This window comes from Pelagibacterium halotolerans (genome assembly GCF_044811015.1).
Classification (GTDB): domain Bacteria; phylum Pseudomonadota; class Alphaproteobacteria; order Rhizobiales; family Devosiaceae; genus Pelagibacterium; species Pelagibacterium halotolerans_A.
The window spans coordinates 982453-1003785 of the sequence record NZ_CP085243.1; the positions used below are offsets into that span (position 1 = coordinate 982453).

The following is a 21333-nucleotide window of genomic DNA, read 5'->3' on the forward strand; positions in this document are numbered from 1 at the left end:
TTATAGCCTGACCGATAATTCGGCGGCTGAGGGCTTAGGAGTTTCGGGAGGGGGAATGAACGAAACTGAAATCGATTTTAGAGCTCTATTTGACCTCCTTCGCCGTCGCATTCGCCTTATTGCCACAGTTTTTCTCCTTTTTGTCGGACTTTCAGCGGTCATAGCGTTTTCCTTGACGCCGCAATATTCCTCTTCGGCTTTGATCCTCGTCGATCCCAGCCAAAAAAACCTGCTCAACCCTGAACTGAATTCAGCGAGCGCATCGAGCGATAACGCGAGGGTCGACAGCGAAGTGGAAATCCTGCGTTCAAACACGATTCTGCTCAATGTCATCGATGAACTCGATCTCGTCACCGATCCCGAATTTGGCGTTACGCTCGGAGTTCGCGAAAAGATTCTGGCGTTCCTGCGCATTGCCAATCCCGAATTGCCAAGGGGTGACGCGGCGCTGCGCAACGTGCTCAACAAGCTGCGCAGCGCAATATCGGTGCAGCGTCTCGGGTTGACATATCTCATATCGGTGAAAGCGGAGTCCGAGGTTCCCAGCCGGTCGGCCGAACTCGCCAATGCGATTGCCGATGCATATATACGCGATCAAATACGATCGAAGATCGACAACGTTCTGGCGTCCCAGCAGGTTCTCGATGCCCGACTGAGCGAGGCGCGCGCGGCCATCGTGGCCAGCGAAGAGAATTTCGACGCCTTTTTAAACGCCAATATCGATGGCGCGGCATTCGATGTGGACAGCGACATCGCAGCGATGCGCGCCGAACTTGAACGGCTAACGAACGAACGCCGCGCTACGCAAACCCTGGCGCGCACGGTCGAGCAGTCGCTCGCCGATCAGGACTGGGAGACCATCGTCGCAACGCTCCAGTCTGACGCGGTTGCCGAAATCGAACGGCAACGCCAACACCTCGCCGCGAGCCTCGCTGCGGCGGAGAGCGGCTCTCCCGTCGCGATTAACTTGCGCGAAGAGCTTGCCGCAATCGAAGACCAACTCGAACAAGCGGCGCGGATCGAGGTCGCGGGCCTGCGCGCGTCGGTTTCGGAACTCGACAGTTCGGCCAGCACGCTCCGCCAGCAGATTCGCTCCGATGTTCTGGCAAGCGATCTTCCTGTCGAAATTCTCACGAGAATCTACGAGCTGCAGCAGTCTGCGGAGCTCTCGCGTTCACAATATGCTACGCTGCTCGAACGCAGTTCCGACCTCAGCATTCAGGCCCGTCTCCAGATCGCCGACAGCCGCATCGTCTCGCGCGCCCTGCCCGCAGATCGTCCCAGCTTTCCCAATACTCCGCTCATCGTGACCCTCGCGGGAATTGCGGGCTTGGGTCTGGGCGTCGGCCTTGCATTCGTTTACGAGAATTTCATTGGCGGGTTCACGTCCGAAGCGCAGATTGCGTCAGTGCTGCGCCTGGAGGTCATCCAGGAGGTACCCAAACAAAAGGCAGCTCCAAATGGCCCCAACGGCACGGTTGCCGACACCGTCATTGCCGCCCCACTTTCATTTTATTCGGAGTCGATCCGCAAAATCCGCGCGAGCATCGACCATGGGCTGCGCCGCAAGCCAGGCGCAACACCCGGGCGAGAGGAAACGTCGGGCAACGGTTCAGTCATCATGGTGTCGTCTTCGGTTCCTGCCGAGGGCAAAACGACTATCGCGCTCTCCCTGGCGCGAACCTATGCTTATTCGGGGCTCAGGACCATCATCATCGACTGCGATCTCCGCAAGCCCTCGATCCACAAATATATGGGCCTCGAGCCCACGACCGGCCTTCTGGAATTCCTGACCGGTGAAGCAAGCGGCGAGGCCCTTACCAATGTCATCGCACTCGATACCGAAACCGGGCTGAGCGTTCTCACCGGGTCGCGGCGCTCGGACATTCCAACCGATCAGCTTCTGACAGGCATTGCCTTTGAGCGGTTGATCGGCGCTGCGGTCAAGAATTTCGACATCGTCGTGCTCGATACGCCACCGACCGGCCCAGTGGTCGACGGGCTTTATGTGGCGCGATACGCGAACGTGATCGCATTCGTCGTGCGCTGGGCAAGCACGCCACAGACAGAAGCGCGACGCGCCATCACGCGGTTGACGGATGCAAAGGCCGAAGATGCCGAAATCATTGCCGTCCTCAATCAGCAGGAAGGCACGCGCGGCAGCTATAAAAGTCCCTATGCCGGCTACTACGATGAAGGCTGATGGGCGCCTGCGGGTGTTTGCCTGCCGCCGCGTATGCGCTAAGAGCCGTTTCAATGCAGCAAAACAGTTCGAGTTGATCTTATGGCGGCCAGCGAAATCGCATTCGGCACCTCGGGATTACGCGGCCCCGCCGATGGGTTTACCCCCGCGCGGGTCGCGGCCTACACGCGTGCATTTCTGGCGGTGTACTGTCCCGGTCAACCGGACGGCGACGTCCTCGTCGGCCAGGATTTCAGAAGCTCAAGTCCCGCCATAGCCGAAGCGGTTGCGCGCGCCGTCATCGCGTCAGGGTGCCATCCGATCAACGCCGGCACCGTTCCGACTCCCGCACTGGCCGCCTACGCCCTCGCGCGCCGTCTGCCCGCCATTATGGTGACGGGCAGCCATACGCCCGCCGACCAGAACGGGCTCAAATTCTATCGGCCTGAGGGCGAACTGCTCAAAACCGACGAAGCGCCGATCCGCACCGCGGCCAATGCGTTGATCCAGGAGCCGGGTAACCGTCTGTCCACGCCGGACGGCGACGCCCTGCCCGCCGTTTCAAACGATGTCGAAGCCGAGTATCGCGACCGGTATCTGGGCGCGTTTCCCCCCGACATCCTCGCGGGCCTCACCATCGGGGTCTTCCAGCATTCCGCTGTCGGACGGGACCTCATCCCGAATGTTCTTTCGGCACTGGGCGCCCGCTGCGTCCCGTTTGGCCGGTCCGAGACTTTTACCGCCGTCGATACCGAAGCGGTTGAAGCCGGCGTTCTGAAGACAGCACGACAAATGATCGCAGATCATCGCCTCGACGCCGTCGTCTCCACCGATGGCGATGGCGACCGCCCGCTGGTGATCGATGAAACCGGATTTCAAATCACCGGAGATATCCTGGGCGCGCTCACGGCGAAATTCCTGGGCGCCGACACCGTCGTTACACCGCTGACCTCCACCAGCGCCATAGAGCTGTCGGGATGGTTCGGAACCGTCGAACGTACGAAAATCGGCTCACCTTATGTCGTTGAAGCGCTCAAAAGGGCGGCTGGCAGCATCGCTGTCGGGTTCGAGGCCAATGGCGGTTTCCTGCTTCAAACGCCTGTCATGTTGCGCGACACCACGCTCGCGCCGCTACCGACCCGGGATGCGATGCTGCCGCTGATCGCTTGCCTCGCCCTGGCGCGAACCCGTGCGGTTTCGATATCTCGGCTCCGCGAGGAGCTACCGAGGCGCACTGTGAAAGCCGATCGCTTGCGCCCGGTCGCCCCAAACCTCGGAAAGGCCTTTCTCGACCGGATCGCAGCCACACCCGGGGCCCGCCGGGTTATCATGCCGGACCTCGAAAACCCGATGGCAATCGACCTGACCGACGGCGTAAGACTTACGCTCGCCGACCGCACGATTGTTCACTTCCGGCAGTCAGGCAACGCGCCAGAACTGCGGTGTTACGTCGAGACGGAGGCGATCGCGGATACCGATGCGCTACTTGGCATGCTATTGGCGCATACGGAGACCTACCTGAGAACACTGGAAGCCTCATGACCCCATCGCCCACAAAAATCGTCCCGATCATTCTCGCGGGGGGTACGGGGACGCGGCTTTGGCCGATGTCACGCGCGGCGCGGCCCAAGCAATTCCTCTCGCTTATCAGCGAGAACAGCCTTTTCCAGGATACCCTGCTCCGGGTTTCGGACAGGGCCGTTTACGATCCGCCGATCATCGTCACCAATGCGGATTACCGCTTTCTGGTAGCCGAGCAGGCGCTCGAGATCGGGATCGAGCCCGGTGTCATCGTGCTCGAGCCGCAGGCGCGCAATACGGCGCCCGCCATTGCGGTGGCAGCACTGATCGCCGGCGCGGATGGACACGATCCTTTGCTGCATGTCCTTCCCTCGGATCATGCCGTCGCCGCCGACACAGCCTATCGTACGGCGGTCGAAACCGCGATCGCGGCGGCGCAAGAGGGACGGCTCGTGACCTTCGGCATCACCCCCGACATGCCGGCCACCGGCTTCGGCTATATCGAGGCAGGTCCTCAAGAAGGCAACGGCGCGCATGCCGTTTCGCGTTTCATCGAAAAACCCGATTTCCCGACTGCGCAGGCGATGATTGCCGAAGGCGGGTATTTCTGGAACTCGGGCATGTTCATGTTTGCCGCCAGCGCAATTCTGGAAGCGGCGCGGCAACTCGCGCCGGATGTGCTTGCAGCTGCCGAAGGGGCTGTCGGGCAGGCCGTGCATGATCTGGATTTCTTGCGGCTCGATGCCGATGCGTTCGCCAAGGCACCGAACATATCGATCGACTATGCCATCTTCGAAAAGGCCGACACCGTTTCGATCGTCCCCGCAGCCATCACGTGGTCCGATCTGGGGTCCTGGGATGCGGTCTGGCGTGCCTCATTGCGCGACGAGCACGGCAATGTCGCCCGGGGACGGACGACGCTGATCGACAGCACTGACGCTTTGGTGATCTCGGACAACGGCCATATCGTTGTCGACGGGCACAAGGACATCATCGTTGTTGCAAGCGACGATGCCGTCTATGTCGGCCGACTTTCGGCGGCACAGAGAGTTGGAGCGGCGGTCGAACGGCTCAAGGCCCACAGCCAGACGCACGAACTGACTCAGAGCCATAAAACAATGTACCGCCCCTGGGGCGGCTATTCCTCCATACTCGACGGAGAGCGCTTTCAGGTCAAACGGCTCTTCGTCAAACCGGGCAAGAAGCTCTCTCTGCAAAAGCACCATCACCGCGCCGAGCACTGGGTCGTCGTGCGCGGAATCGGTGAGATAGACGTCGACGGGCGAACCAGGACGCTGCGCGAAAATGAGAGCGTCTATATTCCCCAGGGCTCGGTGCACCGTCTGTCGAATCCGGGCAAGATGATGCTCGAGGTTATCGAAGTGCAAACCGGTTCCTATCTCGGCGAAGACGATATCACGCGGATTGCCGACGAGTTCGGACGCGTCTGAGAGGCCAACCGGAAATTCGGATGGCCGACCTACCGGACCATCTTTGCCCGGGAAAACCTTTCAGGGCCAAACCCTTGGCCGAAACTTATCTCCGCTCCGCGTACCGGTGCCATGCTTGGCGCACCAATGCAAAAAGGAGCGAAATAGCCATGAGCACCTCTTTTCCCGGACGCGCCGCCAGCACGAACGGACCGGCGGGCGATATCTTTTCGATCACACCCGATGACGCGGCCGACCTCACGCAAACAATTCGGGGGATTTACGTCGGGGCCACTGGCGACCTCTCCGTCGTCGCCGCCTCGGGCGCCCAGGCCGTCTTTGTCGGTGTGCCGGGTGGCACGGTTCTGCCAGTGAGCGTTTCGCGCGTTATGGCGACCGGCACCACCGCGAGCAATCTCGTCGGGCTTATCTAATGATCGGCGTCGCGCTCACACCACATCTTGCGCCATCGAAAGCGTGGTGGCCGGCCGGCAATGTCTATGCTGCCGATTTCGTACAGCAGCGTTTTATGAATGACGGCGTGCATGTGCCGCAATCGGCAGCTTTCACCTTCACGCGCGCCTCGAACAAACTGGCGCAGGCGATTTCTGGCGAATGGAAGCTGTTTCCACCGGACACGCCTGCCATCACCGGCCAGGGGCTCTTCTATGAGCCAGAGGAAACCTTCTATCCCGTCAACGCGCTTTTCGAAGGGGCACTACCGGGCATTCTGGGTTCCGGAGGCGCGCTGCCGGCCGGCTGGACGGTCCTGGAAGCAAGCGGACTTTCGATCGACGTCATTGAGACGGGGCTCTATGGCGATGTCCCGTATATTCGGCTGAGACTCTTCGGAACGACGGATTGGACCGACGTCCAGATCGCCCTCAACGCCACAACCCAGGCCGCCGCCACGAATGAGACATGGACGGCAGCTCTGTCGCTGCGCCATGTCGCGGGAGCAACCGGAGGTATCATACCCTATGTTCGAGCGGTGGAGGAAACCGACGGCGCCTTCGTTGCGGCTACGACTGTCGAACTCCCCTGGTCTTCGGACTTCACACGCGCTTCCGCAACACGCCTTATTCAATCCGGCGCGACGAACAATGTGCGCGCGCGGTTCCGTCTAATCCTGCCAGACACCGGGATATCCACGGATATGACGATAGACCTGCACCTTCCAGCGCTCGCCAAGAGCGCATCTCCGGGCTCTCCGCTATTGACGGATGCCGCCGCCCCCGCGACCCGCGGCGCCGACGTCCAGACGCTGTCCCTTCCGGCCGGCAACCGTCTTCTGACGGTCGTGCATGGACAAGATGAGGAAACGACGTTTACCGATTCCGGCGGTCCGTTCATCATGCCAACAGGCCTGACCGGGCCCATAGGGATGGCTTTCCTCGCGTGACTCAAATCGATGCGGGTTGCGCAGAGGATTTGACGGGTTCACACGGCAATCGTAGCTGACGGGTCGGTCACAGGCACGGTCTTTCCTTCTCCCCTTGAGGGAGTAGGGAAGCCGTGCAACCGGCAAGGCCGTGCCTCAAACATCTGCGCCAACCCGTCATAATCACTGTGCAGAACGACCAGGGCCTGTCATCGAGAGCGAGGCCGTCGCCAACCCGATCGCCAGCCAGAATCCCATCTGCGCAAACGTCTCATTCGGCAAGGTCGTGAAGAAGACATAGGGCACGAGCAGAACCAGCAGGAGCCGGATGTCGTACTCCTTGCCGCCGACCCGTACGACCCGCGGCCGGGATAGTGCCGCCCACATGATCGCAAACACATACGCATGCCATAGCCCGAAGCCGACCAGCCCCAGTTCGCTCAGGATACGCCCCGGCAGGGAAAACGTCGAAGGCCATCCGCGCTCCGCCTCGATCAGCCAAGCCTGGATTTCGCCGCTATACCAGCCCCATTGGGGCATGAAATCGGTTGCCCAGAATGCGAACTGGCCCAGCCCCTTGCCCACCACGGGCGAATCCGCGAACTGCTGCAAGGTACTGACATTCATGGCAAAGCGGCTCAGGTTGGAGACCTTCCCGTCCTGCAAGAAGATCTGTCCGATCTCATCCTGGCCGACGAACTGCACTGCCAATATTGCGAAGAGGCCGAGAAGGTTGGCAATCAGAAGAGCGCGGTAAGGTGCGCGTCGTATGCCCGACCACTGCGTCAGCTTCAGGACAACGAGCACAAGGAAAACGCCTGCCGCGACAACCAGGCTGGCCCGCGCCTGGCTCAGCGCCAGCATCGCCAGATTGGCGGCAAGGGCCGCGCCCCACCATAGTCTGGCCTTCGGTCCACGCGCATAGAATGCCCATCCCCAAACGCTTATCGGCGTGACAAAGGATAGCCAAAGCCCCAGCCCGTGCGGCTCGAACGCCACGCTTGTCATGCGCCCCCAGAAGGTTAGATGCGGAAATCCCGGACGCAGGAGTGCCACTGCTGCCGCGTAGATGCCTCCAGTGCCTGGCGCCAGCCAGTACGCGACCTCAAGCGCACCAACGGCGGCGGCAAAAAACGTCCCGTACATCGCCGGACGGAGAATATAGGTCATGGCTTGGTGCCATGTGCAACGGCTGACGACGACGGCTAGCGCAAAGCAATAGGCAAGTACCATGGCCGAACTGACGAACCGGCTCGTCCCGCTTCTGCCCCTGAGCGAGGCGGATTGGATTGTATCGGAATTGAAGATTCCCGAAACGGCCACCCAGGCAAGAAAGACGACTGCAAAAGCGAAGAGAATCCGGTTGCTCTTGCTCATCCGAAAATCGAGAGAATACAGCAAGATAGCGGGAACATAAAACCAGACGGAAGCCGTTCGCGCGAGTTCTCCGAGGATGGACGGTCCGGCGAGTCCGGTCATGGGAAGCAGAGCCGTGCCCCACCCGACCAACACAAGCGCCAGACGCCCCACAACCGATGTCCGGTCTGAGGGGAGAACCTCAACGGCTATGTTCGGAGACGTCCCCGCCATGCTTATGCCATCCCCCTGGGAGCAGGAACGGTCCGTTCCACGGCACGCAAGAATTCAACGATGCCGCTACGGTCTATGATGCTTTTCCAGTGCAGCACGCCGGGATCGAAAGCCGAATTGTCCGGTTGCGCCTCCAGCACTTCAAAATCGGGAAATGCGAACCGCTTGCTGACATATGCGTTTATTCCGAATTCCCGTATGGCCTGAACGTTGCCCGGGGAATCATTTGCCCATATGCGCATGCCCATGGCCGCGTACTCGTAGAGTTTCGTGGGAGGCTGCATTGCGTGAGGCATGTGATAGGGGAAATAGCACAGGCCTATTTTGCATCGCCGTACCGTTTCGAGCGCGTCGCGTTGTGGCAGCTTGCCCAGAAACCGGATATTGGTTTGACTGGCATACCGGCTGTCAATTCCGTCTCTCACCGGCCCGATCATGCACAACGAACGCCCATGCCCGTATTTTGCGATAAAGGCGTCAAGCATGTCCGGGGTCTTCCGCTCATCGCTGATCTGCCCGACATAACCGAAATCGAAGAGCGCCTCCGCTCTTCCGGCCCGGGGATCGAGATATTCAGGAACACCCAATCCCAGTATTCCAAATGGGACGGTGTCTCTACGATTGAACGTCTTTTCGAGATAGCCCGTTTGAAAAAGCCGGTAATCGGGCTTGGGGAGAAGGAACCGCTTGCCGATATCCTTCGCCACACCGAAACGCCCGACGGAGCGCGAGCGGAATTCATGTATGACGGCCGCTCTGCCCGGCGGCAGTGGCCTTGGAAAAAAACCCATGATTTGCCAGATCACTGTCCGGCTCAAGTCCTGAGCAAAGTCGACATCCTCGAGGGCAGTCCGGCGGCAGCGATAGCCCATGTTTTCGAGATATCCGGTGCATGCGTCAATGGACGGGTAATAGGCCCCATCCCCGGTCACAAATAGGATTTCAAGCGTCATTCCGGTGCAACCGTCTGTATTCAAGAGCGAGGCCGAAGCCGATAGTCACCAAGATCTGCCCGACCGCTACGGCCGTCAGTGCGTGCACGAGCGCAAGGCCGGCCAGAAGGGGCACCGTTCGGACGGCAAAAATTGTCGCGGACGCTGCGAGCGCGATGGGCGTTGCGTTGACGATGATCGCAAGGCGGGTCAGCACCGAATAAGCGACCCAACTCGCAAAGGTTGTCGAGAGCACGATCAAGATCGCGTCGCCGCCTTGCCACGCTACCGGCAGGAGATCCGCCCAAAGACCATGCGATAACAGCGCCACCGCCGGCAGCGCCAACGTCAAAAGGCACATGCCGATCAAGACCGGACCGATTGCGCGATGGGCGTTATGCCGGTCGAGTTCACCAAACAATACGTACTCGATCGATAGCGTGACAATCGTCGCTGCGCCGCCGATCAGGCGGTCGGCCAGGGCATAGCTTCCGGCCTCCGCAGCGGGGCTTCGCGCATTAATGATCGAAAGCGGCACCAGCGTGCTGAGGAAATGCACCACTACCGCTGGGAGCCTGACGGCACTGAAGCGCCAGTTGCGCCCGATGACACTCGTGTCCGGTGCCTCCAGCCTGAAGCGGGCGAGGAGGGCAAATGCGACAGCCGTCAGGCAATATCCTGCCGCAAAGCCGGCAATCAGGCCTTCGGGAAACCCCACCAGGGCAAGCTGCAGGAGCGCGATGGCGACAAACCGGGCTATGTTCCCATAGCCGATCAGATTGTAGCGCTTTCGGGCGGTCAGCAGCATGATGCATATGTTGCAGACGGACATGGCCGCGACGCATATGCCGAGAAGCGGATTGAAAACCGATACGGGCACGGATATCGCAAGCGCCAGATAAAACACCGTCGAAGCTGCCTTGCCGGGCCGCTCTTCGAACTTGATGATTTCCTCGAGCCTGAACGTCGCAATGCGCGAAATGAGCAAAGCGAGAACCGCGAACAAGGCGAAGCGGGCAAAAGACGATGGCCCGTAAAGAAACGCCAACGGAATCGTTATGAAGAAATTCAGCGCCTGCCCAAGCACGTTCAGCGACGAAAGGCTGAAAACGCCACGCGCGATCCGAACAACGGCGTCCGACCTCAGCGGGGCGATGGCGCGCTCAATACCTGAATTCACCGCCGCGGCCCCCTGTAAATGGTCTCGAGCTGGTGAAACATTCTTTCCGCAGTGAACAGGCGTTCGTAGCGCTCCCGCCCGTTAATGCCCAGTTGCCGCATGTCCATGTCCGCGAGGCGTAAAACGGCCCGGGCAAACTCCTGGGCAGACCCCGGAGGACACAATACGCCGGTTTCTCCGTCGATAACGGCTTCAGGCAAACTGCTTGCCGAGGTCGCGACGATCGGCCTGCCCATGCGCATGGCTTCGAGGGCGACAAGGCTGAACCCTTCCCAGCGCGACGGCATCACGACGGCATCGGCCTCGGTCATGGCCTGACGCACGTCGTTCTCGCTCCGCCACCCGAGGTCAACGACATTTTCCGGTATCGCCCGGATGGGAGGTTCCCCAACGACCGGTCCGCCGATCATGGTCAAGCCATACCCGCGGGGGCCAAGGTCCTTCATCGCCTCGATGAGGATATCGACGCCCTTTTGCCGGTCATAGCGGCCCACGAACAAAAGGCGCTTGCCATCGCTGCCCGCCGGCAGGGGTGCCCATTCCGCATTTCCGATACCGTTATAGACGAGCCTGGTCTTCGCTTTGGGAATACCTGCCCGGACCGACAGGTTTTCCTCTGACCGGGAAATGTTCACAATGGTATCCGTGCGGAGGGCGAGCAGGCGTTCGGCGAGGGAGTAGACCTGCTTTTTGACCGGTGTGGTATCCATGGCGAAAGACCAGCCATGGGGACAATACACGATGCGCAGCCCATTGGAGCGCGGCGCAAGCCGGCCCGCGAGGCCTGCGAAGGTACTGTGCAGGTGAATGACGTCATAATCGTTGGTGCGCGCGTGCCGCACCCAATGCCGCGCCAGTTGCGCAACGCCGAGCAAACTGCGGCGCGCATCCGGATAGGCCTCCACGCTTACACCCGGACAGGTAATGAAACTTGCCTGCGAGGCGGGCACGAAGACCGTCACCTTGTCATAAGCGCGAACCTGAAACGGAAGGAGTTCATTGAGATAGGTGGCCGGTCCGCCTTTGAGCGTTTCGGCAAAATGAACCACGCGCATTATCCAGCCCCCAAATCCCTGTCCCCCTGGACGCTTGTCGCGAGCTCGCGTCCGCGCAAATCGTCCGGCTACTCTGCGAGGTTCGCCGTGGCATGGTAGCTCCGGTACCACTCGACGAACGCCGATACCCCGTCCTTCACCCCCACTTGCGGCACGAACCCGGTCAGGGCATGGAAAAGCCCGCCATCGGACGCAGTCGCGACGACGTCCCCCTGCTGCATGGGCAGCATCCGCTTTTGCGCGCGCTTGCCCAGCGCCGCTTCCACCGCTTCGATGAATTCCATGAGCCCCACCGGACTGCCCCCGCCGATATTGACGGCGCGCCAGGGTGCGACCGGGGATAGCGAATCCGTTACGCCCTCGGCCTCTACCGGTTGACCGATCACAGGTACCGCATCCATCAGGCGGCTGATGCCTTCGACAAGATCGTCGATATAGGTGAAGTCGCGGGTCATCCGCCCCTCCCCGTAAACGTCGATGGACCGCCCCTCCTCTATCGCCGACACGAATTTGAAGAGCGCCATATCCGGCCTCCCCCAGGGGCCGTAAACGGTAAAAAAGCGGAAGCACGTGGTGGGGATGCCCCAAAGGTGGGCATAGGAATGGCTCATCGCCTCGTTGGCCTTCTTGGTGGCCGCGTAGAGCGAGACCGGAAAGTCCGAACGCTCGGCTTCCTTGAACGGCATCTGTTCGTTGCCGCCGTATACAGAGCTGGTCGAGGCAACGAGCAAATGCTTGGGCTTGGCTTCACGCGCCAACTCGAGGAGATTGAACGTGCCCACGAGATTGGAGCTAACGTAGGTTTCCGGATGCTCGATGCTGTAGCGGACACCGGCTTGCGCCGCGAGATGGACGATGACATCCGGCTGGCAATCCTCCACCGCACGGCGCAGCGCATCCTTGTCTTCGAGCATGCCTATATAGGCACGAAAGCCGCTGTTTTCGCTCAGCACCTCGTGCCGGCGCTTCTTGAGCGTAACGTCGTAATAGGGTGTCAGGCCGTCATAACCGACGACGAGGTGTCCATCGGCAACCAAGCGCTTTGCCAGATGGAAACCGATGAACCCCGCGGTACCGGTAACGAAAACCTTCATTCGGCAGCATCCGACATGTCGATATCCTGAACAGGCGATGCAGCCCGGCCCACACCGTGATAGTCAAACCCAGCCCGCTCCATATCCGAACGGCCATAAACGTTACGCAGGTCGACAAAAACCCGCCCGTTCATCACCGTCTTGAGCCGCTCGAAATCGAGCGAACGGAACTGGTTCCATTCGGTCACCAGCACAAGGCAGTCCGCGTTATCGGCGACGTCATAGGCGTCCGCGCCATATTCGATCCCGTCGATGACCTCGCGGGCGGCCTTCATGCCCTCGGGATCGAAGGCCGTGATCACCGCCCCGGCATCTTTAAGCGCCTGGACGATCGCAATCGATGGTGCGTCCCGCATGTCGTCGGTGTTGGGCTTGAAGGTCAATCCCAGAATGCCGATCCGCTTGCCACGGACCGAGCCTCCGCACGCGGCGATGACCTTGCGGCCCATGGCCCGCTTGCGGGTGTCGTTGACCGCGACGGTCGTCTCGACGAGCCGCTGCGGCGCTTCGTGATCCTGCCCGGTCTTGACCAGAGCAAGCGTATCCTTGGGAAAGCACGAGCCGCCATAGCCGGGTCCGGCATTGAGAAATTTGGCGCCGATACGGTTATCGAGCCCGATGCCCCGGGCAACCTCCTGAACGTCGCCACCAACCTTTTCGCAAAGGTCTGCCATCTCGTTGATGAAGGTGATCTTCATCGCCAGGAAGGCATTGCCGGCATATTTGATCAGCTCGGCGGTGCGTCGGCTGGTGAAAAGGAGTGGCGCCTGATTGAGGTAGAGCGGGCGGTAGACTTCTTCCATGACCTGCCGCGCGCGCGCGTCCTCCAGCCCCACGACGATACGGTCCGGACGCTTGAAATCTTCAATCGCTGCACCTTCGCGCAGGAACTCCGGGTTGGAGACCACAGCCGTGTCGGCTGCAGGGTTGGTCTCAAGGATGATACGCTCGACTTCATCGCCCGTCCCCACCGGAACCGTCGATTTGGTCACCACGACGGTGAAGCCCTTCATTGCGCGGGCGATGTCGGCCGCCGCGCTATAGACATAACGTAGATCCGCATGGCCGTCGCCGCGCCGTGACGGCGTACCGACGGCGATGAAGACCACATCCGCATCGGCAACCGCCGGCGCGAGGTCTGTGGTGAAACTGAGACGACCGGCCCTGGTATTCTCTGCGACCAGAAGGTCGAGACCGGGTTCGTATATCGGGATCTCCCCGTTATGGAGGGCTTCGATCTTTTCGGCGTTGAGATCGACGCATGTGACGGTGTGGCCGAAATCGGCAAAGCACGCTCCGCTTACGAGCCCCACATAGCCCGAACCGATCATTGTAATGTGCATGGAAACCTCCGATACGCGAGAGCTGCACTATAGCAGATGTGCCGGTTTGTATGAGATTCTGTTTCAGAATGATGTCCTGTTCGGGGCATCGACGACGCGCGAGACGTCATAAACCACTTCCGCCGAGGAACTCGCGGCGCAGGGTGAGCCAGATGATCTTGATGTCCAGAAGAAGCGAGAAATTCTGGATGTAGGCGATATCGTGGTCGATACGGGCCCAGGCAACCTCAGCGTCGTCGGTCGGGCCACGCAGGCCATTAGCCTGGGCCCATCCGGAAATACCGGGTTTCATACCGTGCCGTGCCGCATAATAGGGCACAAGCTCGCGATAACGCCGTCCGCCCGCAAGCATGTCGTAAACGTGCGGCCGTGGCCCGATGAGCGACATATCGCCCTTGAGCACGTTGAGAAGCTGCGGCAATTCGTCGATGCTCGTCCGGCGCAAGACGCGGCCGATAGGTGTCAGGCGCGGATCGCCGGCTTTCGTTTGCGCAACGCCGGATGCATCGCACCGGTCGATATACATCGAGCGGAATTTATAGACCGCGAACGGCTCACCGCCGAGCCCTTCCCGTATCTGGGTGAAAAGAACCGGCCCCTTGCTTGTCAGAACGATCCCGATGGCAACGATTGCCAGGAACGGCGCAAGGAAAATCAGCGTCGCCAGACTGAGAAGGATGTCCATCACGCGCTTTCCAGCGAGCTGGAGCCGGCGCAGCCTTGAATTTTCCAGCTCTATGGGTTGGCCGTTCCGGAAGGTCAAGCGCATGCCGGAAGGCCAGGTCTCGTAAATCTCCGGCAAAAACGCATACCTTCGAGCAGCGTGGACCGCTGCATCAGGCTTACCGATATAGCCAGCGTCAACGCCGTTTGCATTGGCGGCGTCAAACGAATGCCCAAGCACCATACCCCTCCTTGCACGATCCCGGCAATTACGAACACTCCACAAAAAGACCGGAACACTGCCCGGCTTTTAATGAACCCAGAGTCTAATATTGAATTTTAGACAAATTAAATACTCACATTGCAATACGAAATACCACTATAATGACAAAACTTCTCAATGAGCTTACATATCTTCTCACACCCGAAATCAATCTCGTACGCATATATACATACAATGACATAGAGAATTACTATTTCTTATAACCCGGAAATTGCGCCGCGTAATTCATAGTTTCTCATGGATCGTGAACAGTCGAAAATTTGCGGCATGACACATCCCCCAATGCACCCAAAATCAACTTCCCGGAGCACCATGATGACTATCCCCTTAAAGTTCATGGGCCTTTTACTCCTATTGACGATGGGGCTTTCCTTTCCTGCTCGGTCGCAGGTTACCACGACCGCCGATTATTCCAATATTATCGATATCTGTACAGCCGAAGAGGCAACTATTGAAAGCTGCCAGGCTGCTATCTCAACCTATCTCACCACACTCCAAGCCGCCGGAATAGGCCAGTTGGCGATCGATGCTGCAATGAGCGATCTTGCTGCGTCTCTTCATGTTGCCAGTCAAAGCAGAGGCACTCCTGTGGTCGTTGCTTCCGCGCTCAATTATGTGTCGGATACAATCAGCGATCCGGCGCGGCGCGCAGCGGTCACCCAATTGGCATCTGACGTGGCATCGGAGGCTGGCGAGCCGGTCACTCCAATCGCCTCCCCCATATCCGCGAGCCCAAGCTGAACCGCACGCAGAAAACATGATGCGTCGCGGGGGTCAGCGCACGATCATGGCGCATTCCGCAATGGAATCATGTTGAGGACCGAAACTAATGAAAATCGCGCGATTTCGGGATAATGCGGACGTTGCGGGGATGACCGCGCGAGCGGGCAGCGATCATGGCTGCATCACCGGATGTCCCGCCGCCCTGGGAAAGAGCATCCAGCGCACCGGATCTGTCCTCGACAGCCGAGGCGATGATATGGATGACGCCTTCCTTGCTTTTTTGCACCTGTCCTTCGATCACCGCCAGCCGTGACGCCATGATCTGCCGGCGGTAGGTTTCGAAGCGGCTGGCCCACATCAGGCCGTTGGCGATGCCGGTTTCGTCTTCGAGCGTCATGAAGATCGCATTGCCTTTGCCCGGACGCTGACGCACCAGCACAATCCCCGCCACCCGCACCCGCGCGCCGTCCCGCAAAGCCGAGAGCCCCGCGCAGCTCACCACCCCTTCGGCGTCGAACATCTTGCGCAGGAACTGCATCGGGTGCGCTTTCAGCGAAAGCCTGATGGTCTGGTAATCGATGACGACGTGCTCGGCGAGTGCCATTTCGGGCAAGCCCATATCGGCCTCATCGCCCAGCTCGCGCCCATCGGCATGTTCGAACAGCGGCAACGGTTCATCTCCGGGCAGGCGCCTTACCGCCCAGGCCGAAGCCCGCCGGTCCGCGCCGGTCGAACGCAGGCCGTCGGCGTCGGCCAGAAGCGAGAAGGCGCGGCGCGGCAGGCCGGTGCGGCGCCAGGCATCGTCGACATTCTCATAGCCATCACCCCGCCGTACGGCGAGCGTTTCTCCCCATTCTTCGGAAAATCCGTCGATCTGGCGGAACCCGATCCGTAGCGCGCATTTCTCCCCTGCACACTTTTCGAGCGTGTTGTCCCAGAAGCTCTCATTAAGATCGACCTGCCGGACTTCGACACCATTTTCGCACGCGTTTCGCACGATCTGGGCAGGAGCATAGAACCCCATGGGCTGGGAGTTGAGCAGCGCGCAAGCAAAAACTTCGGGGTAGTGCCGTTTGATCCAGGCCGAGACATAGACCAGCTTGGCGAAACTCGCCGCATGGCTTTCGGGGAACCCATAATCGCCGAAGCCCTTGATCTGATTAAAGCAGCGCTGGGCGAATTCGCGGGTGTAGCCGCGCTTGACCATGCGCTCGACCATCATGGATTCGAACTGCCAGATCGTGCCGTTGTGCCGGAAGGTCGCCATGGCCTTGCGCAGCCGGTTGGCCTCGACATCGGAGAATTCGGCGGCGACCATGGCGATCTTCATCGCCTGTTCCTGAAACAGCGGCACCCCTTCGGTGCGTTTGAGGACATCGCGCAATTCATGGGGATCGTGCGGCGGCGCGGGAGAGGGAAAATCGACTTTCTCCTCACCGCTGCGGCGGCGCAGATAAGGATGCACCATATTGCCCTGGATCGGACCGGGCCGGACGATGGCGACCTGGATGACGAGGTCGTAGAATTCCTTGGGCCGCAACCGGGGCAACATGGCGATCTGCGCCCGGCTTTCGACCTGAAAGACGCCGATCGAGTCGCCTTTTTGCAGCATATCGTAGACCTCGGGGTCCTCCTTGGGCACGCTCGCAAGGTCGTAAGCCTTGCCATAATGGGTATAGATCAATTCGAACGCCTTGCGGATGCAGGTGAGCATGCCGAGCGCCAGCACGTCGACCTTCATCATCTTGACCCTGTCGATATCGTCCTTGTCCCATTCGATGAAGGTGCGGTCGTCCATCGCCGCATTGCCGATGGGCACGCTTTCGTCGAGCCGGCCTTGCGTCAGAACGAACCCGCCCACATGCTGGGAAAGGTGCCGAGGGAAGCCCAAAAGCCGCGTCGCGTAAGCCATCGCGCGCATGATCCTCGGGTTTTCCGGATCGAGCCCGGCCTGCTTGATATGTTTTTCCGGGCTCCCCACCCCGCCCCAACTGCCCCAGACGGTCGAGGAGATAAGCGCGGTCACGTCCTCACTCAGCCCCATCACCTTGCCCACTTCGCGGATGGCGCTTTTGGGCCGGTAGCTGATCACCGTCGCCGCAATCCCCGCGCGCTCGCGTCCGTAATATTCATAAATATGCTGGATCACCTCCTCGCGCCGCTCGTGTTCGAAATCCACGTCGATATCGGGCGGCTCTCGGCGTTCCTCGGAGAGGAAGCGGGCGAACAAAAGTTCGTTCTCGGCGGGGTCCACCGCCGTGATCCCCAGCGCATAACAGACCGCGGAATTGGCCGCCGACCCCCTGCCCTGACACAGGATCCCCTTGTCTTCGGCCACGCGGACAATGTCGCGGATCGTGAGGAAGTAGCAGGCGTAATCGAGCTTTTTGATCAGCGCCAGTTCGCTCTTTATGAGCTTTTCGACCTTTTCCGGAATGCCACCGGGATACCGGACCGCGGCATGCCGCCAGGTCAGCTCTTCGAGCCACTCCTGCGGCGTCCAGCCCGGCGGCGTCGCCTCCTCGGGATATTCGTAGCGCAACTGGTCGAGCGAAAAGTCGATCCGCTCGAGAAAGGTCTGCGTCTCTCCGATGGCCTCCGATGCCCCCGCAAAAAGCCGCGCCATATCGGCGGGCGCCTTCAGATGCCGCTCGGCATTGGCTTCGAGCAGCGTTCCGGCCTGATCGATCCGCATCCCTTCGCGGATGCAAGTAACGACATCCTGCAGGTCGCGCTGCTCGGTGGCGTGATAAAGCGCGTCATTGGTAGCAATAAGCGGCACACGCGTACGCGCGGCAATTTCCTTAAGTGCAACGAGCCGCCGCCGGTCGGCGCCTTTATAATGCATGCGCGCCGCCAGCCGCACGGCGCCAGGCGCGGCGATGGAGAGGCGCGTGAGCACGGTTTCAAGCGTCTCGTCCCGCGCTTCGGGGATAACGATCATCGAGAGCCCGCGGCAATGAAAGAGAAGGTCGGGGAATTCAAGAATGCACTCGCCCTTGTCCGCCTTGAGCTTACCCTTGGTCAAAATCCGGCACAGCCGCCCCCAGCCCTCACGATCTTCAGGATAGACGACGACATCGGGCGTACCGTCGGCAAATACCAGCCGCGCGCCCACCGCAAGCTTGAACGCCTTGGCGCGCGCCTGCATCTCCTCTCGTGTGAAAGGTAATTCGAGATCGGCGTAGCGTTCGATCAGCACATATTCGCCCGGTCCCGAACCCTCACGCAGTTTCTCGGTGGGCAAAACCCCCTCACGCAGATCCTCTAGCGCCCCATAGGCCCGCACCACGCCCGCAACCGTATTGCGGTCGGCAACCCCCAGCCCGCGATATCCTAACAAAAGCGCGGCAAGCACCATGTCCTGCGGGTGAGATGCCCCATGGAGGAAGGAGAAATTCGTCGCCGCGACAAGCTCGGCGAATGGAGGAACCGGCAGCGTCTCGCTCATGCGAATATCCCGTGGATGTACCAGTGAATGGGCCCCGGATCGCGGTCGTAAAGCCCGTCGCGATAGACCCAGAAACGCAGGCCAGTCTCATCCTCGATGCGGAAATAATCCCGCGTGCTTTTATGCTCGTAGGATTTCCACCATTCCGGCGCGATCCGCTCGGGCCCCTCGACACGGACGACCGTATGGCGCGCGCGGCGCCAGAAAAAGTATTCCGGCGGCCCCTCGGGCACTTCGGCAAGCGCTTCGATCCGCTGGGGCGGGGAAAACAGGAACAGCGGGCGCAAGGGCGGGTCGTCCGCCTCGCCTTTATACCAGGTCCCCGCGCCGGCATGATCCGAGATCGCCGGCAAGGCTCTCGCTGCGTATTCGGGCACGTGGCTGTCCTGCGGCACGAAGCGTTGCACGGCCTCGACACCAAACCGCGCGGCGAGGCGGTTGACGAGGTCTTCGACCGCCTGGTCGTCCGCCCCGCTGCCGTCGAGCGACGCCTGACCGGGTGGCGCGCTGTCCCCCGCCACTGCTGCAAGCCGGATCATGTCGAAGCCGAAGCCGGGGTCGACCGGGTCGGCGAGTGCGTCGAGCCGCATCAGCAAAAGCCGCAAGAGCGTATCGGGATCGCGCAAGGGCTGGCCGGACAAAAGCTCGATCCGCCGCACCGTTCCGTCGGCGCGGAAAAAGCTCGCCTCAAAGCACCGCCCGCCCTGGTCCTCGCGCCCGAGCCCAACGCAGAGCTCCTTTGCCAGCTTTGAAAGCGACGCCTCGATATCCTCGAAAAGCCCGATCGGGTCGGCAAAGCGCTGCTCGGCGCAAAAGACGGGCAAGGGCCGGCGCGGGATCAGGGGCTGATCGCCCTCCCCCAGGATCTGTGCAAGCCGCCATGTAAATGCCGAGCCGAACCGCGCCGCGAGCGGCTTTCGCGGGCGCTCGGCCAGCATGCCGAGCGTTTCGAGCCCGGCCCGGCGCAGCGCCCGGATGACATCGTCCTCAGCCTCGAGCGCTTCGATCCGCAGCCCCGCCACCTTTTGCCGTTCATCGCCGGGAGATACGATCCCGCCCCTGCCGAAACGTGTGAGCGCATGCGCGCAAAGCGCCGTCCCCGCAATTGAGATTTTCGTGGTAAAGCCCATCCTTGAGAGCCGGGATTTGAGATCGCGCGCAAGCCCGATTTCGCCGCCGAACAGATGCGCCACCCCTGTAATGTCGAACATCAGCCCGTCCCGCCCGTCGAGCGACAGGATCGGGCTATAGCGGTCGCACCAGTCTGCGATTTTTTCGAGCAAAACCTCATCCGCGTCCGGGTCGTGCTCGAGAATACGCAGAGGCCGCACCCGCGCGCGGGCATCGGCCAGCGTCATGCCGGGATAAAGCCCCTTCTCCCGCGCGGCCGCATCGATGGCGGTAATCCGCATGGCGTTCACCTCCTTGGTGGCGAGCGCCAGGGGGAGGTCAGCCAGTGTGTCCGAATTGCGATGCAGCCGGTCCGTCGAGAAGTAGGGGAGCCACAGCGCCAGATAGCGCCGGGTTCGCCGCAAAACCGGCGTCCACTTTCTCGGGACGTGCTCTGAACCTAAGCGTGTCACGATCCCACTCCAGATACCAAAGGGTTTGGGCCAAGCCCTCGCGATGCCGCAAAAGCGCTGCCTCGAACGCCGGAAATCCCGGCGCGCCCGCCGCAAGCGGACGAGAGGGGTGCCCCCTCACCTGCCAGCGGGTCGCCGCCGCGCTCGGTTCGGGCTCGGCAGCCACGCGGAAAAGAAAACTGGTCACCCCGGTTTCCCCTCCGGCCAGCGAAAGCCGGCGTGTGGCGGTCATATCGAGATGTTTCGAGTGCCCCCACGGTTCGATCACCACCGCTCCTAACGCCGGACACCGCGCCGCCTCGAGCCCCGCGCGCAGGACGTCGGTGATGTCCTTGACCAGAACGAGGGTGAGGTTTTCCGGCATCAACCCCATCTCCGCCAGCCCCTGCGGATAGAGCTTGCCTGTCTCCTCCTGCGCATGGCGCTGGCGGATCCAGACGACATGCCCTTTCGCCCCGGCGGCGCGCAGAACCAGCCCGGTCACGAACCCCGCCGCCGCGGGCGCGGCAGGGGTTATGGGCGCGAAAACCTCATGAACGGCGCCGCGCGCAAGCCCACCGCCCAACTGAGCGTCGAGCGCGGCTTCCCCGAAGGCAAAACGGTTCATACCCCCCGCCTGCCCCGTTGGATCGAGCCGCGTGAGAACCTGGCGCAGCGCATGGATATGCTCGGTGCGATCCATGGCCAATGTTCCTATTTTGTTCCATTACGACTCAGATTGGGGCGCGAGTCAATTGGAACATGTGCCCCCGCGTCGTGGAAAGCTTGCCGCATAGCGTCACGTATGCCGCCACCGGGGCCGGAATCCACCTATTTGCCTATAAGCAATCCGCCGGGACATCTCTGTGGTGCGGATCTCCGTCCGGCCGCATCGGCCTGCCAGCCACGGCGGGCCGATCACCTTGGTGCGTGCCGGAGAAGA

General features: G+C 61.0%; 16 protein-coding genes. 6 read left to right on the forward strand and 10 right to left on the reverse strand.

Annotated elements, in window-relative coordinates; all coding sequences use genetic code 11:
- Nucleotides 1-55: 55 nt before the first annotated feature.
- The 5 genes from LG281_RS04910 (at nt 56) to LG281_RS04930 (ending at nt 6535) form a co-directional block, all read left to right on the forward strand.
- Nucleotides 56-2203, forward strand: coding sequence for a GumC family protein (locus LG281_RS04910; protein WP_404404937.1), 2148 nt, complete (start codon nt 56-58; stop codon nt 2201-2203).
- Nucleotides 2204-2284: 81 nt separating this feature from the next.
- Nucleotides 2285-3724 carry a phosphomannomutase gene (locus LG281_RS04915; RefSeq protein WP_404404939.1) on the forward strand — a complete coding sequence of 480 codons (1440 nt, stop codon included), beginning with the start codon at nt 2285-2287 and terminating at the stop codon, nt 3722-3724.
- Nucleotides 3721-5154, forward strand: coding sequence for a mannose-1-phosphate guanylyltransferase/mannose-6-phosphate isomerase (locus LG281_RS04920; protein ID WP_404404941.1), 1434 nt, complete (start codon nt 3721-3723; stop codon nt 5152-5154). Before LG281_RS04915 ends, LG281_RS04920 begins: the two co-directional genes overlap by 4 nt.
- A 149-nt stretch (nt 5155-5303) precedes the next feature.
- Entirely contained in the window at nt 5304-5567 is a 264-nt protein-coding gene (locus tag LG281_RS04925) for a hypothetical protein (RefSeq protein ID WP_404404943.1), read from the forward strand.
- Nucleotides 5567-6535 carry a hypothetical protein gene (locus LG281_RS04930; RefSeq protein ID WP_404404945.1) on the forward strand — a complete coding sequence of 323 codons (969 nt, stop codon included), beginning with the start codon at nt 5567-5569 and terminating at the stop codon, nt 6533-6535. Before LG281_RS04925 ends, LG281_RS04930 begins: the two co-directional genes overlap by 1 nt.
- 162 nt (nt 6536-6697) lie before the next feature.
- Here LG281_RS04930 and LG281_RS04935 read toward each other — a convergent pair whose 3' ends face one another.
- The 7 genes from LG281_RS04935 to LG281_RS04965 form a co-directional block, all read right to left on the reverse strand.
- The gene (locus LG281_RS04935; RefSeq protein WP_404404947.1) at nt 6698-7891 is read right to left on the reverse strand and encodes an O-antigen ligase family protein; all 1194 of its coding nucleotides are present in this window, start codon (nt 7889-7891) and stop codon (nt 6698-6700) included.
- Between the two features lie 215 nt (nt 7892-8106).
- The gene (locus tag LG281_RS04940) at nt 8107-9057 is read right to left on the reverse strand and encodes a hypothetical protein (protein ID WP_404404949.1); all 951 of its coding nucleotides are present in this window, start codon (nt 9055-9057) and stop codon (nt 8107-8109) included.
- Nucleotides 9047-10216, reverse strand: a complete 1170-nt coding sequence (locus LG281_RS04945) for a hypothetical protein (RefSeq protein WP_404404951.1) — start codon at nt 10214-10216, stop codon at nt 9047-9049. Before LG281_RS04945 ends, LG281_RS04940 begins: the two co-directional genes overlap by 11 nt.
- Nucleotides 10213-11271 carry a glycosyltransferase gene (locus LG281_RS04950; RefSeq protein WP_404404953.1) on the reverse strand — a complete coding sequence of 353 codons (1059 nt, stop codon included), beginning with the start codon at nt 11269-11271 and terminating at the stop codon, nt 10213-10215. The genes LG281_RS04945 and LG281_RS04950 overlap by 4 nt, the downstream gene beginning before the upstream one ends.
- A gap of 68 nt (nt 11272-11339) precedes the next feature.
- Nucleotides 11340-12365, reverse strand: coding sequence for an NAD-dependent epimerase/dehydratase family protein (locus LG281_RS04955; RefSeq protein ID WP_404404955.1), 1026 nt, complete (start codon nt 12363-12365; stop codon nt 11340-11342).
- Complete coding sequence (locus LG281_RS04960; RefSeq protein ID WP_404404957.1) at nt 12362-13708, reverse strand: UDP-glucose dehydrogenase family protein; 1347 nt, start codon at nt 13706-13708, stop codon at nt 12362-12364. Before LG281_RS04960 ends, LG281_RS04955 begins: the two co-directional genes overlap by 4 nt.
- Before the next feature lie 106 nt (nt 13709-13814).
- Nucleotides 13815-14393 (reverse strand): sugar transferase, encoded by a 579-nt coding sequence (locus LG281_RS04965; RefSeq protein WP_404404959.1) that lies wholly within the window; start codon nt 14391-14393, stop codon nt 13815-13817.
- A gap of 573 nt (nt 14394-14966) precedes the next feature.
- On the opposite strand from LG281_RS04965, the gene LG281_RS04970 reads away from it, so the two are divergent.
- Complete coding sequence (locus LG281_RS04970) at nt 14967-15395, forward strand: hypothetical protein (RefSeq protein ID WP_404404961.1); 429 nt, start codon at nt 14967-14969, stop codon at nt 15393-15395.
- Nucleotides 15396-15480: 85 nt separating this feature from the next.
- Here the strand turns inward: LG281_RS04970 and LG281_RS04975 are convergent, their stop codons facing one another.
- From LG281_RS04975 to LG281_RS04985, 3 genes are read right to left on the reverse strand one after another with little or no spacing between them, the layout of a single operon-like run.
- Nucleotides 15481-18828, reverse strand: a complete 3348-nt coding sequence (locus tag LG281_RS04975) for an error-prone DNA polymerase (protein WP_404404963.1) — start codon at nt 18826-18828, stop codon at nt 15481-15483.
- Nucleotides 18825-20363, reverse strand: a complete 1539-nt coding sequence (locus LG281_RS04980; RefSeq protein WP_404404965.1) for a Y-family DNA polymerase — start codon at nt 20361-20363, stop codon at nt 18825-18827. The genes LG281_RS04975 and LG281_RS04980 overlap by 4 nt, the downstream gene beginning before the upstream one ends.
- Entirely contained in the window at nt 20278-21093 is an 816-nt protein-coding gene (locus LG281_RS04985; RefSeq protein ID WP_404404967.1) for an ImuA family protein, read from the reverse strand. The genes LG281_RS04980 and LG281_RS04985 overlap by 86 nt, the downstream gene beginning before the upstream one ends.
- Nucleotides 21094-21333: the final 240 nt, after the last annotated feature.